The sequence below is a fragment of the Nocardioides sp. LMS-CY genome (assembly GCF_018732145.1).
Taxonomy (GTDB): domain Bacteria; phylum Actinomycetota; class Actinomycetes; order Propionibacteriales; family Nocardioidaceae; genus Nocardioides; species Nocardioides soli.
Genome location: NZ_CP076104.1, coordinates 3,756,086 through 3,770,679, shown reverse-complemented (window position 1 = coordinate 3,770,679; position 14,594 = coordinate 3,756,086). Strand labels below are relative to the sequence as shown.

12 protein-coding genes are annotated in these 14,594 nt (G+C 71.6%); 8 read left to right on the top strand and 4 right to left on the bottom strand.

The window, feature by feature from the left end; genetic code table 11:
- Positions 1-8 precede the first annotated feature (8 nt).
- Entirely contained in the window at positions 9-1,169 is a 1,161-nt protein-coding gene (efeO, locus tag KM427_RS17960) for an iron uptake system protein EfeO (RefSeq protein ID WP_215524791.1), read from the top strand.
- A 38-nt stretch (positions 1,170-1,207) separates the two neighbouring features.
- Positions 1,208-2,440, top strand: coding sequence for an iron uptake transporter deferrochelatase/peroxidase subunit (gene efeB / locus KM427_RS17955; RefSeq protein ID WP_252274632.1), 1,233 nt, complete (start codon positions 1,208-1,210; stop codon positions 2,438-2,440).
- A 167-nt stretch (positions 2,441-2,607) separates the two neighbouring features.
- Here the strand turns inward: efeB and KM427_RS17950 are convergent, their stop codons facing one another.
- Together KM427_RS17950 and KM427_RS17945 are read right to left on the bottom strand one after the other, a co-directional pair.
- On the bottom strand, positions 2,608-3,162 hold the full coding sequence (locus KM427_RS17950; RefSeq protein WP_215524790.1) for a GNAT family N-acetyltransferase: 555 nt from the start codon (positions 3,160-3,162) through the stop codon (positions 2,608-2,610).
- A 167-nt stretch (positions 3,163-3,329) separates the two neighbouring features.
- On the bottom strand, positions 3,330-4,913 hold the full coding sequence (locus KM427_RS17945; RefSeq protein WP_215524789.1) for an ATP-binding cassette domain-containing protein: 1,584 nt from the start codon (positions 4,911-4,913) through the stop codon (positions 3,330-3,332).
- A 203-nt stretch (positions 4,914-5,116) separates the two neighbouring features.
- Here KM427_RS17945 and serA point away from each other — a divergent pair, with 203 nt between their 5' ends.
- The 3 genes from serA to KM427_RS17930 all read left to right on the top strand — a co-directional run bounded on the left by serA (position 5,117) and on the right by KM427_RS17930 (position 7,693).
- The gene (serA, locus tag KM427_RS17940) at positions 5,117-6,703 is read left to right on the top strand and encodes a phosphoglycerate dehydrogenase (RefSeq protein WP_252274630.1); all 1,587 of its coding nucleotides are present in this window, start codon (positions 5,117-5,119) and stop codon (positions 6,701-6,703) included.
- Between the two features lie 30 nt (positions 6,704-6,733).
- Positions 6,734-7,075 (top strand): DUF2200 domain-containing protein, encoded by a 342-nt coding sequence (locus KM427_RS17935; RefSeq protein WP_183593457.1) that lies wholly within the window; start codon positions 6,734-6,736, stop codon positions 7,073-7,075.
- A gap of 129 nt (positions 7,076-7,204) precedes the next feature.
- On the top strand, positions 7,205-7,693 hold the full coding sequence (locus KM427_RS17930) for a MarR family winged helix-turn-helix transcriptional regulator (protein WP_215524788.1): 489 nt from the start codon (positions 7,205-7,207) through the stop codon (positions 7,691-7,693).
- A 260-nt stretch (positions 7,694-7,953) separates the two neighbouring features.
- Here the strand turns inward: KM427_RS17930 and KM427_RS17925 are convergent, their stop codons facing one another.
- Positions 7,954-10,119: a choice-of-anchor J domain-containing protein gene (locus KM427_RS17925; protein WP_183593459.1), complete on the bottom strand. Its 2,166-nt coding sequence runs from the start codon at positions 10,117-10,119 to the stop codon at positions 7,954-7,956.
- 158 nt (positions 10,120-10,277) lie between these two features.
- Here KM427_RS17925 and icmA point away from each other — a divergent pair, with 158 nt between their 5' ends.
- From icmA to KM427_RS17910, 3 genes are read left to right on the top strand one after another with little or no spacing between them, the layout of a single operon-like run.
- Positions 10,278-11,966 carry a coenzyme B12-dependent isobutyryl-CoA mutase large subunit gene (gene icmA, locus KM427_RS17920; RefSeq protein WP_215524787.1) on the top strand — a complete coding sequence of 563 codons (1,689 nt, stop codon included), beginning with the start codon at positions 10,278-10,280 and terminating at the stop codon, positions 11,964-11,966.
- 49 nt (positions 11,967-12,015) lie between these two features.
- A complete protein-coding gene (locus tag KM427_RS17915) occupies positions 12,016-13,224 on the top strand; it encodes an acetyl-CoA hydrolase/transferase family protein (RefSeq protein ID WP_215524786.1) in 1,209 nt (402 codons plus the stop codon).
- 19 nt (positions 13,225-13,243) lie between these two features.
- On the top strand, positions 13,244-14,176 hold the full coding sequence (locus tag KM427_RS17910) for a tetratricopeptide repeat protein (protein WP_183593462.1): 933 nt from the start codon (positions 13,244-13,246) through the stop codon (positions 14,174-14,176).
- A 5-nt stretch (positions 14,177-14,181) separates the two neighbouring features.
- On the opposite strand, the gene KM427_RS17905 is transcribed toward KM427_RS17910, so the two are convergent.
- Positions 14,182-14,583 carry a YccF domain-containing protein gene (locus KM427_RS17905; protein WP_215524785.1) on the bottom strand — a complete coding sequence of 134 codons (402 nt, stop codon included), beginning with the start codon at positions 14,581-14,583 and terminating at the stop codon, positions 14,182-14,184.
- Between the last annotated feature and the right edge of the window lie 11 nt (positions 14,584-14,594).

The following is a 14,594-nucleotide window of genomic DNA, read 5'->3' as shown; positions in this document are numbered from 1 at the left end:
CCGACCACATGCGCAAGCCCCTCGCGATCGCCCTGGTGGCGGCCGTCCCGCTCGTCGCCGCCTGCACCGAGAACACCCGCGGCGACGACTCCGGGTCCGGCGACGCCCGCACCGTCTCGGTCACCTCGACCGACGACGCGTGCGACCTCTCGGCCGTCGACGCGCCCTCGGGCACCCTGCGGTTCAAGGTCACCAACGACGGCTCGCAGGTCACGGAGTTCTACCTGCTCGGCGAGGACGGCCTGCGGATCGTCGGCGAGGTCGAGAACATCGGCCCCCAGCTCTCGCGCGAGCTCGTCGTCAACGCGCCGGCCGGCTCGTACGTCACCGCCTGCAAGCCGGGCATGAAGGGCGACGGCATCCGCGCCGACTTCACCGTGAGCAAGTCCGACGAGGAGCCCGCCGTCTCCGCCGACGACCAGCAGCTGGTCGGCCAGGCGCTGAAGAACTACCAGGCCTACGTCCAGGACCAGTCCGACCAGCTGGTGGCCAAGACCCAGCAGTTCGTCGAGCTCTACAAGTCGGGCCGCGACGACGAGGCACGCGCGCTCTACCCGGAGGCCCGGGTGCACTGGGAGCGGATCGAGACGGTCGCCGAGTCCTTCGGCGACCTCGACCCGATGATGGACGCCCGCGAGGCCGATCTCGAAGAGGGCCAGGAGTGGACCGGCTGGCACCGGATCGAGAAGGACCTCTGGCCGCCGGCGACCGGCTACACCCCGCTCACCGACCAGGAGCGGGCGACGTACGCCGAGGATCTGATGAAGAACACCGAGACCCTCGACAAGCGCGTCCAGCGGCTCACCTACACCGTCGACCAGATCGCCAACGGCTCCCGGGGCCTGCTCGAGGAGGTCGCGACCGGCAAGGTCACCGGCGAGGAGGAGATCTGGTCGCACACGGACCTCTGGGACTTCCAGGCCAACGTCGACGGCGCCCGCGTCGCCTACGAGGGCGTGCAGCCGATCGTCGAGCAGAAGGACCCCGAGCTCGCGACGACACTGACCGCGCGCTTCGCGGCGCTGCAGAAGCTGCTCGACGCGCAGCGCACCGACACCGGCTTCGTGTACTACGACGACCTGAGCCAGGACCAGGTCCAGCAGCTCTCGAACGCCGTCAACGCGCTGTCCGAGCCGCTCGCCAACCTGACCGCGGCGGTGCTGTCCTGAGCGAGCACATCTCCCGACGGGGCCTGGTCGGCGGCGGCGTGGCCGCGGCCGGACTGGCCGCCGGTGCCTTCGCCGTCGGCCGGGCGACCGCCGCCGAGGGCTCCGAGAGCCCGGACCCGCCGGGCAGCGACGACGCCTTCGCGTTCCGTGGGAAGCACCAGGCCGGCATCACGACCCCGGCGCAGGACCGGCTGCACTTCGCGGCGTTCGACCTGACCACGGGCTCCCGGGCGCAGCTGATCGCGCTGCTCAAGGCGTGGACCGAGGCCGCGGACCGGATGACCCGCGGGCTCCCGGCCGGCGAGGTAGGTCCGACCGAGGGCGCGGTGAACCTGCCGCCCGACGACACCGGCGAGGCGATCGGGCTGCCGGCCAGCGGCCTCACGATCACGTTCGGCCTCGGCCCGACCCTGTTCCGCGACGCGCGCGGCCGCGACCGGTTCGGCATCGCCGACCGGCAGCCGGAGGCCCTGCGCACCCTCCCGCACTTCCCGGCCGACATGCTCGACCCGCGGCGCTCGTACGGCGACCTCTGCGTGCAGGCCTGCGCCGACGACCCGCAGGTCGCCGTCCACGCGATCCGCAACCTGGCGCGCATCGGGTTCGGCACCGTCGCGGTCCGCTGGTCGCAGCTCGGCTTCGGCCGCACGTCGACGACGTCCACCTCGCAGTCCACCCCGCGCAACCTCTTCGGCTTCAAGGACGGCACCGCCAACGTGAAGGCGGAGGAGACCGCCGCGGTCGAGGAGCATGTCTGGGTCGGCGCGGACGACGACCCACGGGCCGGCTGGCTCGCCGGCGGCTCCTACCTCGTCACCCGCCGGATGAACATGACCATCGAGGTCTGGGACCGCCAGCCGCTCGGCGAGCAGGAGGAGTTCGTCGGGCGCACCAAGGACTCCGGTGCGCCGCTCTCGGGCGGCACCGAGTTCAGCGAGCCCGACTTCACGATGCCGGGCAGCGCCGGCCCGGTGATCCCGAAGGACGCCCATGTCCGGGTGGTGCACCCCGACTTCCACGGCGGAGCGCGGATGCTGCGCCGCGGCTACAACTTCGTCGACGGCTCCGACGCCCTCGGCGGCCTGGACGCCGGGCTGTTCTTCATCGCCTTCGTGCGCGACCCGGACACTCACTTCATCCCGATCCAGAACGCGATGGCCAAGTCCGACGCGCTGATGGAGTACCTCAAGGTGACCGGCTCGGCGCTCTTCGCCGTGCCGCCCGGCGCCCGAGCGGGCGAGTACGTCGGTCAGGCGCTCTTCGAGACCTGAGCCCGCACCGCTCACGGTGGTTTCGAGGCTCGCTTCGCTCGCACCTCAACCACCGCAGCGCACGGTGGTTGAGGTGCGAGGAGTGCTAGCGGCGAGCGGTCCACGGTGGTTGAGGTGCGAGGAGCGCTAGCGACGAGCGGTCCACGGTGGTTGAGGTGCGAGGAGCGCTAGCGACGAGCCTCGAAACCGCTGCACGCCGCGCGCCACTGCTCCGCGGTGATCGAGAAGTACGCCGAGGGGTCGGCGTACCACTTCTCGATCACGCCGTGGTCGGTCATACCGAGCCGCCGCATCACCGCCTGCGACGCGTCGTTGGTCGGGTGACTGACCGCGATGATCTCGGGCAGTCCGGCGGCGAAGCCGTGGGCGAGCACCGCCGCGGCCGCCTCGGTCGCGTACCCGTGCCCCCACGAGTCCGGGTGCAGGTGCCAGCCGATCTCGACCTCGCCGTGCTCGGCGTTGGGCAGCGTCAGCAGCAGCACGGTGCCGGCCACCACCCCGTCGCTCCGGCGCTCGACCGCCCACATCCCCAGTGGCGGCTGGTCGCGCTCGGTGTTGTAGCGATCGATCCGCGCGTGCGCCTCGTCGAGGTCCTTCATCAGCACCGGCTCCCCGTCGCCGAGCCACTTCATGACCTCCATCCGGCTCAGGATGTCGAGCAGCCGCTCGGCCTCCTCGTGCCGCCAGGGACGGATGACCAGGCGCTCGGTCTCGAGGTGCATGGGGACAGCCTGTCAGCCCCCGGGCCGGACCGGCAGGCGATTTTCGGCCCGTTGTCGGATTGGTGGCTCCCGCACCGAGACGTGGTCGTGCGCGCCGATCGCACCTGACCCAGGTGTCGTGGAACCGCAAAATCCGCGACCCTGAGGTCAGGTACGACGCACCAGGGTCAGCCCGCCGAGGCCTCGTCCGACGGCTCGGGAGCTCCGAGGTCGACGATCCGCTCCACGCCGATGTCGTCGAGGAACGCCGAGTCGTGGCTCGCCACGACCAGCGCGCCCCGATACGACTCCAGCGCCGACACGAGGGCGTCGTACGACGCGAAGTCGAGGTTGTTGGTCGGCTCGTCGAGCAGCAGCAGCTGCGGGGCCGGGTCGGCGAGCAGCAGCGCGGCCAGCGTCGCCCGGAACCGCTCGCCCCCGGACAGGTCGCCGACCCGCCGGTCGGCGGCACCGCCCCGGAAGAGGAAGCGGGCCAGTCGCGACCGGACCAGGTTGGCGTCCGCGCCGGGGGCGCGCCGGGCGACGTTGCCGAACACGGTGTCGTCGTCGTCCAGCACGTCCAGGCGCTGGGGGAGCAGGGCGACCGGCACCCGGGCCCGGTCGACGAGCCGGTGCAGCAGTGTCGTCTTGCCCGAGCCGTTGGGGCCGACCAGGCCGACCCGGTCCGGGCCGCTGATCGGCAGGCTCCGCTCGTCGTCGGGAGCGGCCTCCAGCACCACGCGCCCGCGCGGCACCTCGGTGCCGGGCAGGTCGACCCGGATCTCGCGGTCCTCCCGCAGTCGCGACTCGGCCTCGTCGAGGCGCTCGCGGGCCCGGTCCAGGCGGTCGTCGTGGACCCGGCGGTACTTCGCCGCCGACTCCTCGGCGGCGCGCTTCTTGGCACCGACGACGATGCGCGGCAGGCCCTTGGTCTCGGCCGCCTTCTTGCCCTGCCGGCGACGCTGCGCGAGCACCCGCTCGGCCTCGATCCGGTCGTTGCGCTGGCGACGCAGGTCCGACCGGGCCGCGGTCACGGCCTGCTCGGCGGCCTCCTGCTCCGCGGTGACCTGGCTGGCGTACGACGAGTAGCCGCCGCCGTACCACCGCACGGACCCGCCACGCAGGTCGCCGATTCGGTCCATCCGCTCGAGCAGGTCCCGGTCGTGGCTGACCACGAGCATCGAGCGGCTCCAGCCGTCGACGACGTCGTACAGGCGCTGCCGGGCCTCCGCGTCGAGGTTGTTGGTGGGCTCGTCGAGCAGCAGTACGTCGGGTCGGCGCAGCAGCAGCCGGGCCAGGCCCAGCTGGGTCGCCTCGCCGCCGGAGATCTCGCCCATCCGGCGGTCGAGCACGTCGGGCGGGAGCCCGAGCCGGCCGAGCTCGGCGACCGCTCGCTCCTCGACGTCCCAGTCGTCGCCGATCGTGTCCAGGTGGGACTGGAGGCGGGCGGGATCGTCGGCGCCGGACTCGACCGCGCGGATCGCCCGGCGTACGGCCGCGATGCCGAGGAACTCCTCGACGGGCTGGGTCACGTCGAGCGTCAGGTCCTGCGGCAGGTAGGCGACCTCGCCCGCGACGTTCAGGACGCCGGTGGTCGGCGTCAGCAACCCCGCGACGAGGCGCAGCAGGGTGGACTTGCCGGCGCCGTTGACGCCGACGAGGCCGGAGCGGCCGGGGGAGACCAGCAGGTCGAGGTCCTGGAGGACCGGGGTGCCGTCGGGCCAGGCGAAGCCGAGGCCGGACGCAGCGATGACAGAGGTGGGTGCGGGCATGGCAGAGCTCCAGAAATGAGGTGGTGGTCGAGGGACACCTCAGAGCTCCAAGAGAACCTGCCTGCGGGAGGGAGTGGGACGCGACGAGGGTAGATGGCCTCGCCAGATGGACGCCACTCAATTGAGCCGACCGGTCCGGTAGGGTCGCGAACGAGCACAGCGTCGTGCCCACTGAACCACTCGTTGCCGAGGACCGCATCGCTGTGAACCTGCCCGTCGTACTGATCGCCGAGGAGCTGAGCCCGGCCACCGTCGAGGCGCTGGGCCCGGACTTCGAGATCCGTCGCTGCGACGGCGCGGACCGAGCCGAGCTGCTCGCCGCCATCGTGGACGCCGACGCCCTGCTGGTCCGGTCCGCGACGAGGGTGGACGCCGAGGTCCTGGCCGCCGCGCGGCGGCTCAAGGTCGTCGCCCGGGCCGGCGTGGGCCTCGACAACGTCGACGTCCGGGCCGCGACGCAGGCCGGCGTCATGGTCGTCAACGCGCCGACCTCCAACATCGTCTCGGCCGCCGAGCTGGCCGTGGCGCTGATGCTCGCCGCGGCGCGCCACGTGTCACCGGCACATGCGGCGCTCCGGGCGGGGGAGTGGAAGCGCTCGCGCTACACCGGCACCGAGCTGTACGAGAAGACCGTCGGCGTCGTCGGCCTCGGCCGGATCGGCGTGCTGGTCGCCCACAGGCTGGCGGCGTTCGGCATGCGGGTGATCGCCCACGACCCCTACGTGCAGGCCGGCCGCGCCGCCCAGATGGGGGTGCGGCTCGTCGACCTCGACACGCTCCTCGTCGAGGCGGACTTCATGTCGGTCCATCTCCCGAAGACCCCCGAGACCGTCGGCCTGATCGGCACTGAGCAGCTCGCGAAGGTGAAGCCGTCGCTGGTGCTCGTCAACGCGGCACGCGGCGGGATCGTCGACGAGGCCGCCCTGTACGCCGCACTCAAGGAGGGCCGGATCGCGGCCGTCGGCCTCGACGTCTTCGCGGTCGAGCCGTGCACCGACAGCCCGCTCCTGGAGCTCGAGAACGTCGTGGCCACCCCGCACCTGGGCGCCTCCACGGCGGAGGCCCAGGAGAAGGCGGGGCTCGCCGTCGCCCGGTCGGTCCGGCTCGCGCTGTCCGGCGAGCTGGTGCCCGACGCCGTCAACGTCCAGGGCGGGGTGATCGCCGAGGAGGTGCGCCCCGGCATCCCGCTGACCGAGAAGCTCGGCCGGGTGTTCACCGGACTGGCCGGCGAGGTGGCCCAGCAGGTCGACGTCGAGGTGCGTGGTGAGATCACCGAGTACGACGTGAAGGTGCTCGAGCTCGCCGCGCTCAAGGGCATCTTCACCGACGTCGTCGAGGAGCAGGTCTCCTACGTGAACGCGCCGCTGCTCGCCGCCGAGCGTGGCCTGGCGGTCCGGCTCGTGATCGACCCCGAGAGCCCCGACCACCGCAACCTGATCACGATCCGCGGCACGCTCGCCGACGGGTCGTCCGTCTCGGTCAGCGGCACGCTGGTCGGCATCGGCCAGCGCGAGCGGCTGGTCGAGGTCAACGGCTTCGACCTCGACATCGAGCCGACCCAGCACCTGGCGTTCCTCACCTACGCGGACCGGCCGGGCATGGTGGGCACGGTCGGCGGCATCCTCGGCGAGGCCGGCGTCAACATCGCCGGCATGCAGGTGTCCCGGCAGACCCCGGGCGGCCAGGCGCTGGTCGCCCTGTCCGTCGACACCGAGATCCCGGCGGAGACCCTCGACGACATCGAGCACGCGATGTCGGCGGTCTCGGCGCGCGCGGTGAACCTGGTCTGACCGCGCGGGCGAGCAACTACGCTCGCAGGCATGAGCCGGATCTTCACCACCAGCTTCGCGTCGGTCTATCCCCTGTACGTGACGAAGGCGGAGAAGAAGGGCCGCACGAAGGCCGAGGTCGACCAGGTGATCGAGTGGCTCACCGGATTCGACGAGGCCGCGCTGGGGGAGCATCTGGCCGCGGGGACGACGTTCGAGGACTTCTTCGCCCAGGCCCACCTCAACCCGCACGCGTCCGCGATCACCGGCGTCGTCTGCGGCATCCGCGTCGAGGACGTCGAGGACCCGCTGATGCAGCAGATCCGCTACCTCGACAAGCTCGTCGACGAGCTCGCCAAGGGCAGGTCGATGGAGAAGATCCTGCGCGCCTGAGCCTCGAGGCTGAGCCCCTCTCGGCGGCCCGCGACGGACGGACCGCTCCTGTGATCGAGACCTCGCGATCCGGCGGGTTCCGCGGCGCTCCCGGCCTGCCCGGAGGCGGGTTCAACTAACCTCACCCTCGTGGCCCTGCCCTTCGACCCGATCGACGAAGCCGCCCGCCAGTGGGGCAAGCGCTGGGACGGCGTGCCCGCCATGCACGCGGTCACCTCGCTGATGCGCGTGCAGCAGCTGCTGATCGGGCGCCTCGATTCCATCCTTAAGCCGCACGGACTGACCTTCGCGCGCTACGAGGCGCTGGTGCTGCTGACCTTCTCCTCCCGGGGCTCGCTGCCGCTGGGCAAGATGGGGGAGCGGCTGCAGGTGCACCCCACCTCGGTCACCTCGATCGTCCGGCGCCTGGAGGCGGCCGGCCTCGTCGTACGCCGCGCACACCCCGACGACGGTCGCGCGGTGCTGGCCGAGATCACGCCCGAGGGCCGCGCGCTCGTGGAGGTGGCGACCCGCGATCTCATCGACGCCGGCTTCGCGCTCGGCGCGCTGTCGGATCCGGAGCTCGAGCAGGTCTCGGCACTGCTGACACCGGTCCGCAAGGCGGCCGGGGACTTCTGAGACGACCCGGGCCGACCGAGGAACGAGGTCGGGGCCGTGGGTCGGCCAGGTTTGAGACGACTCGGGGCCGACCGAGGAACGAGGTCGGGGCCGTGGGTCGGCCAGGTTGAGCAAGCCCCGCGCCCGAGCCTGCGAGGGCGCGACGGGCGCGTCGAAACCAGGGGATGCATCGACGCGGGGCACTCCAGCACCCGGACGCCCGGAGCCGCCCGCCGCGGCGCTGGTCCGTGGCGGACGGCTCCGTGGTCAGACCCGCCGGCTCAGGCGCCGCCCGGCTGGGTCACGCCGTTGACCTTCAGGGTGTACGGCGCGAACTGCTGGACGAGCTCGGTCGGGTCGTCGGTCGCCACGATCGCGACGACCTTCTCGAACGGTGCCGCCGCCACCAGCTCGAGCCGGTTCAGGTCGACGTGCCGCTTGCCGTCGAACTCCACCTGGAGCACCGTCGGCCGGCCCCGGTCGCGGATGCCGACCAGCTTGAGGTTCCAGTTCTGGACCTCCTGCGGGTGGATCTGCGTCGGGGACCGGAACGGCGCGAGACTCGAGCCGTCGCTGACGGTCGTGCCGCCGACCGCGATGTCGTCGAGGAGCAGGCCGCCCTCGTTGACACCGCCGTCGCTGACGTAGCGGAAGCTGATCAGCACCGTCTGGCCGGCGTACGCCGACAGGTCGAAGGTGTGCGGCTCGAAGCCGTTCGTGGTCCCGTTGAGGGCCGGGCCGAAGGGCCCGTCGACCGTCTTGTCTCCGGCGATCGACGTGTAGGTCTTGCCACCGTCGGTCGAGACCTGCACGTAGCCGTAGTCGTAGCCGAGCTCCGCGCCGTACTTGGCGAGGAACCGTAGCGTCGGGTCGGCCGCGGGCACGGTGACCTCGGCCACGGCCGCGGCGTCGAGGTTGTTGGCGTTGCCCGACCAGAGCACGGAGTCGCCCGGGCGGTCGGGGTCGTTGGTCACCGTGGTCCACAGCAGCGGCTGCGTCGGCAGCGTCGCGGCGCCGTCGAAGACCAGCGACCGGAGCTTGGCGCCCTTGAGCGTCTCGCCGTTCGCCCCGCGCAGGACGACGTAGTCGGCGCCGTTGGGTGCGGCGCCCGGGGTGTCGTAGGACTCGGGGTTGTCGAGGTTGACCGTCGAGCGCAGGCTCGGCGTCGTGACCACGCGCTTGTCGGCGCCGAGCACGACGGAGTGCTTGGCGTCGCCGACGATCCGGTCCAGCAGCACCATCGACTGGTACTGGTGCACGACCCGGTAGGGATCGTCGATGCCCTCGGCCTGGAGCTCGTGGGCGAGGCTGGCCATGCCCTGGTAGGTGCCGTCGCGGTGCAGCGCCGACATGAACTCCGTGCCGAAGCGGTCGTAGAGATAGAGCATCATCGAGTAGGCGTTGCCGTAGTCGGCCAGCACGGCCGCCGGGTTGGGGTCCTCGCCCCACAGGGTCAGGGAGTTCTGGGCGCCGCCGCAGTCACGCGGGTTGGGGTTGTACGGCGTCTGCACGGTGCCGAAGCCCTGGAAGCAGTAGAGGTGGCTGTCGGCGCCCGGCTGGTCGACGGTCTTGGTCGCGTCGACGTACCCGACGAGCGTCTGGGCGAAGTCGGAGAGACCCTCGTTGATCCAGTTGCCCTCGAACGGGTCGGTGTAGTGGTGCAGCAGGTGCTGCCACTCGTGGGCGAAGGTGCCCTCGTAGAGGTTGGGCCGCGCGGGCCGGCTGGTGCACGGATCCGTCGTCGGCTCGTCCGGCGGGTTCTCGCCGGTGCGGTGCGCCCAGTCGTAGGCGTCGATGGTCATCACGTTGCGGTCGACCAGGTCGTTGAACTGCGACGAGAAGAACCCCGCGATGTAGGTCGAGGCCGCCGGGAAGTCGTAGTAGTTGTCGTCACGCACGTTGTCGACGAGCGCGACGGTGTTGTCGCCGTCGCCGGTGTAGTCGCCGGCGATCTGGGCGTTCGTGCCGTCGAGGTCCGGCGGGGTGCTGAAGGTCGCGGTCTCCTTCGGGTACATGTTGCCGTCGAACTCGCTGATCAGGCGGTCCACCTGGGCCTGGGTGACCTCGGTGCTGGCCGTGCCGCGGCAGTCGCCGGCGGGGAAGGAGGTGTCGTCGGCGACCCAGACCTCGATCTTGTCGCCGACGCCCTTCAGCGTGTACGGCTTGAGGTACAGCCGCCCGTTGAAGTCGTCGAGCGCCAGCCACGACCGCGTGGTGCCCACCGGTGGCGTGGCCGCCGCGGCGAGCGTGTTGGCACGCGCCTGGGCGCGCCGCATGGCGAGCCCCTTGGTCGAGTACTTCGCGTCGGGCGAGATCTCGCGTACGTCGCTGGGTGCGGCCCGGTCCGCAGTGGTCGATGGCGCTGCGGATGATGCGCCCGACGGGATCAGGAGACCGGCCGCGCAGGTGGCGAGGGCGACCCCGAATGGCAGGAGCTTTCTCTTCATGTGTCCTCCCGAGGATGGCGCCGGCCGAGTGCGACCCGCTCGTGGCGGGCGGCGCCGGAGTCCGTCCTACCGGAGCGGAGTCAGGGGTGGCAATACCCGATCTTCTGGACGTCGTCCGTCGGCTTGGTGGAATTAGTAGGACGTCCTAGTATTTCGGCATGAGCGAGAACGCACGAGCCCGCTGGCAGCGGCGCTACGAGAGTGCCCGGGTCCGCGACGCGGACTTCACGACGCTGAGCGGCGTCGAGCTGGCCCCGGCGTACGGCACCGACGACTCCGAGTGGCCCGGCGAGTTCCCGTTCACCCGCGGCCTCTACCCGACCGGCTATCGCGGACGAACGTGGACGATCCGCCAGTTCGCCGGCTTCGGCAACGCCCAGCAGACCAACGAGCGCTACCGGATGATCCTCGGCCGCGGCGGGGGTGGCCTCTCGGTGGCCTTCGACATGCCCACGCTGATGGGCCGCGACTCCGACGACCCGAAGGCGCTCGGCGAGGTCGGGCACTGCGGCGTCGCGATCGACTCCGTCGCCGACATGGAGGTGCTCTTCGACGGCATCGACCTCGGCGACGTCACGACGTCGATGACGATCAGCGGCCCCGCCGTGCCGGTCTTCTGCATGATGCTGGTCGCCGCCGAGCGCGCCGGCGTCGACACCAGCACGCTCAACGGCACGCTCCAGACCGACATCTTCAAGGAGTACATCGCCCAGAAGGAGTGGCTCTTCGCGCCCGAGCCGCACCTGAAGCTGATCGGCGACCTGATGGAGTACTGCGCCGCGAGCATCCCGGCGTACAAGCCGCTCTCGGTCTCCGGCTACCACATCCGCGAGGCCGGCTCGACGGCCGCGCAGGAGCTCGCGTTCACCCTCGCCGACGGGTTCGGGTACGTCGAGCTGGGGCTGTCGCGGGGCCTCGACGTCGACGTCTTCGCGCCCGGGCTGTCGTTCTTCTTCGACGCGCACGTGGACTTCTTCGAGGAGATCGCGAAGTTCCGCGCCGCCCGCCGGATCTGGGCGCGCTGGATGCGCGACGTCTACGGCGCGACGTCGGAGAAGGCGCAGTGGCTGCGGTTCCACACCCAGACCGCCGGCGTCTCGCTCACCGCGCAGCAGCCCTACAACAACGTCGTGCGCACCGGCATCGAGGCGCTCTCGGCGGTGCTCGGCGGCACCAACTCGCTGCACACCAACGCCCTTGACGAGACGCTCGCGCTGCCCAGTGAGCAGGCCGCGGAGATCGCGCTGCGCACCCAGCAGGTGATCATGGAGGAGACCGGCGTCGTCAACGTCGCCGACCCGCTCGGCGGCTCCTGGTACGTCGAGGCGCTCACCGACCGGATCGAGGCCGAGGCGACTGCGATCTTCGACAGGATCCTCGCGATGGGCGGCTCCACGCTGACCTCCGACCAGCCCGAGCGGATCGCCGAGGCCGTCCGGGGCGGCGAGTGGCTCGTCACCCGCGGCCTGCTGCGCGGCATCGAGGAGGGCTGGTTCATGTCGGAGATCGCCGAGGCGGCCTTCCAGTACCAGGTGGCGCTCGAGAAGCGCGACAAGAGGATCGTCGGCGTCAACTGCCACGAGGAGTCGGTGACCCACGAGCTGGAGATCCTGCGGGTCTCCCACGAGGTCGAGGTCGAGCAGGTGCGCACGCTCGCCGCCCGTCGTACCGCTCGCGACGACGCCGCCGTCCGGGCGGCCCTGACCCGGATGGTCGACGCCGCCCGCGCCGACGAGAACCTCATCGAGCCGATGCTCGACGCCTGCCGCGCCGAGGCCACCCTGGGGGAGATCTGCGACGCGCTGCGCGCGGAGTGGGGGGAGTACCGCGAGCCGGCCCGCTTCTAAGAGACCAACGACCCGTGCCTGAGCGGCGGCTCTCTGGTGGAATCGGGTCGTGGACCTCGCCGACGCCCTGACCCGCCTGCCCGACAACCCCCGCATCGTCGTCACCGGTAACCACGCCATCCCGTGGCACACGGTCGGCCTGGTCGACGCGGCGCTGGACTCCTACCGGCTCTGGACGCTCAACGGCCAGCCCGGACTGCCGGACCGCGACGGCGTCACCCTGGAGACGTCGTTCGTCGGGCCGGGCCAGCGGCGCAGCCCGCGGCTGAGCTACGTGCCGTCGCGGCTGTCGATGGTGCCGACGCTCTTCGGCCGCCAGCTCCCGCCGGACGCCGTGGTGCTGCACACGACCCGGCCGCGCGGCGGCAAGGTCTCGCTCGGGGTGGAGGTCAACGTGCTGCCCGCCGCGCTGGAGGCCGCCAAGCGCCGCGGCGGCATCGTGATCGCGCAGGTCAACGACCGGATGCCCTGGACGTACGGCGACGCGCTCGTCGACCTGGACCTGGTCGACGTCCTCGTGGACGCCGACGCACCGCTGCCGACCGCCCCGGTCACCGCGATCGACGACGCGTCGGCCCGCATCGGCGAGCTGGTCGCCGAGCGGGTCACCGACGGGTCGACGCTGCAGGCGGGCATCGGCGCCGTCCCCGACGCGACGCTGACCGGGCTGCGCGACCGCAGCGGGCTGCGGGTGTGGACCGAGATGTTCTCCGACAGCATCTTCGCGCTCGAGAAGGTCGGCGCGCTGGACCGGAACGTGCCGATCACGGCGTCGTTCCTCTTCGGGTCGCCGGAGCTGCTGGAGTGGGTCGACGGCAACGAGCGGATCGCGATGGCCCGCACCGAGGTCACCAACAGCCCGGCCCGGATCGCCCAGAACCCGTCGATGGTCAGCGTGAACACGGCGCTGCAGGTCGACCTCTTCGCCCAGGCGAACGCCTCGCGGATCGGGGCCCGGATCCACTCCGGTTTCGGCGGCCAGACCGACTTCTTCGTCGGCGCGATGCACAGTGCCGGCGGCCAGGCGTTCATCGCGCTGCGCTCGTGGCACCCCAAGGCCGACTGCTCGACGATCGTGCCGCTGGTCGACGAGCCGGTGACGTCGTTCCAGATGACCGCGGTCGTGACGGAGCAGGGAGTCGCCGAGATCGTCGGCCACGACCAGCGCGAGCAGGCCCGTCAGCTGATCGAGCACGCCGCGCACCCGAGCGTGCGCGAGGAGCTGCATGAGGAGGCCGTGGAACTCGGCCTGGCGTGATCTCCCTAGGATTGGGTCCATGAGCCAGCAGCCGTTCTCCCGTCCCGGTGCCGTCGACCTGTCCGGCCTGAAGGCCGCGGCTCCCGGCGGCGCCCCCGGCGGTGCCGCCGACGGGGCGTCGACCGGCTCGTCGTACGCCGTCCAGCTCACCGAGCAGAACTTCCAGTCGACGCTCGAGGCATCGATGACCGCGCCGGTCTTCCTGGTCTTCTACTCGCCGACCCGGATGCCCGAGAGCGCCGACCTGGCGCGCGACCTCGAGACGCTGTCCGGGGAGTTCGAGGGCCGCTTCCTGGTCGGGCTCGTCGACATCGACGCGGCCCCGCAGATCGCGCAGGCGATGCAGATCCCGTCGATCCCGTTGGTGGTCGCCGTGCTCGACGGCCGGCCGGCCCCGCTGCTCCAGGACGTGCTCCCGCTCGACCAGCTCCGGGCGCAGATCACCCAGGTGATGCAGCAGCTCACCGCCAACGGCATCGCCGGCCGGCACCAGCCGCGCATGGTCGCCGGCGAGGCGGACGCCGACGGCGAGCCGGCCGTCGACCCGCGGTACGCCGCCGCGCAGGACGCGCTGGGCGAGGGGGACGTCGACCGCGCGGTCGCGGAGTACCAGAAGCTCGTCGACGCCAACCCCGCCGACGCGGAGGCCGCGGCCGGCCTGGCGATGGCGAAGGTGCTCCAGCGCACCCAGGGCGTCGACCTGAACACCGCCCGCGCCGCCGCGGCCGAGAGCCCCGACGACGTCGACGCGCAGACCCTGGTGGCCGACCTCGACATGCTCGGCGGGCACGTCGACGACGCGTTCAACCGGCTCGTCGACCTGGTGCGGCGTACCTCCGGCGACGACCGCGACCGGGCGCGCGAGCACCTGCTCGGCCTGTTCGGTGCGGTCGGCAACGACGACCCGCGGGTGCTGCGCGGCCGGCAGAACCTGGCCTCGGCGCTCTTCTGAGGCCGTCAGGCCGTCGTCGGCCGGGTCGTGACCTCGTCGATGCGCACGATCTGGCGGCCCAGCGGCAGCAGGGAGACCGGGATCATCTTGAAGTTCGCCACGCCCAGCGGGATGCCGATGATCGTGATGCAGAGCAGGACGCCGGTCACGATGTGCCCGAGCGCGAGCCAGATGCCGGCGACCACCACCCAGATCACGTTGCCGATCGCCGACCAGAAGCCCGCGGTCGGCTGCCGGATGACCGTGCGGCCGAAGGGCCACAGGGCATAGGCCGCGATCCGGAACGACGCGATCCCGAACGGGATCGTGATGATCAGGATGCAGCAGATGACCCCGGCGACGACGTACCCGAGCGCCATCCAGATGCCGCAGAGCAGGAGCCAGATGACGTTCAGCAGGAAGCGCATGCGGTCAATCT

Excerpts from the sequence above, each read along its gene's own strand:
- efeO (WP_215524791.1), top strand. The coding sequence starts at position 9 with ATGCGCAAGCCCCTCGCGATCGCCCTGGTGGCGGCCGTCCCGCTCGTC.
- KM427_RS17945 (WP_215524789.1), bottom strand. The coding sequence starts at position 4,913 with ATGCCCGCACCCACCTCTGTCATCGCTGCGTCCGGCCTCGGCTTCGCC.
- KM427_RS17935 (WP_183593457.1), top strand. The coding sequence starts at position 6,734 with ATGAGCCGGATCTTCACCACCAGCTTCGCGTCGGTCTATCCCCTGTAC.
- KM427_RS17905 (WP_215524785.1), bottom strand. The coding sequence starts at position 14,583 with ATGCGCTTCCTGCTGAACGTCATCTGGCTCCTGCTCTGCGGCATCTGG.
- KM427_RS17925 (WP_183593459.1), bottom strand. The coding sequence starts at position 10,119 with ATGAAGAGAAAGCTCCTGCCATTCGGGGTCGCCCTCGCCACCTGCGCG.
- KM427_RS17910 (WP_183593462.1), top strand. The coding sequence starts at position 13,244 with ATGAGCCAGCAGCCGTTCTCCCGTCCCGGTGCCGTCGACCTGTCCGGC.
- icmA (WP_215524787.1), top strand. The coding sequence starts at position 10,278 with ATGAGCGAGAACGCACGAGCCCGCTGGCAGCGGCGCTACGAGAGTGCC.
- KM427_RS17950 (WP_215524790.1), bottom strand. The coding sequence starts at position 3,162 with ATGCACCTCGAGACCGAGCGCCTGGTCATCCGTCCCTGGCGGCACGAG.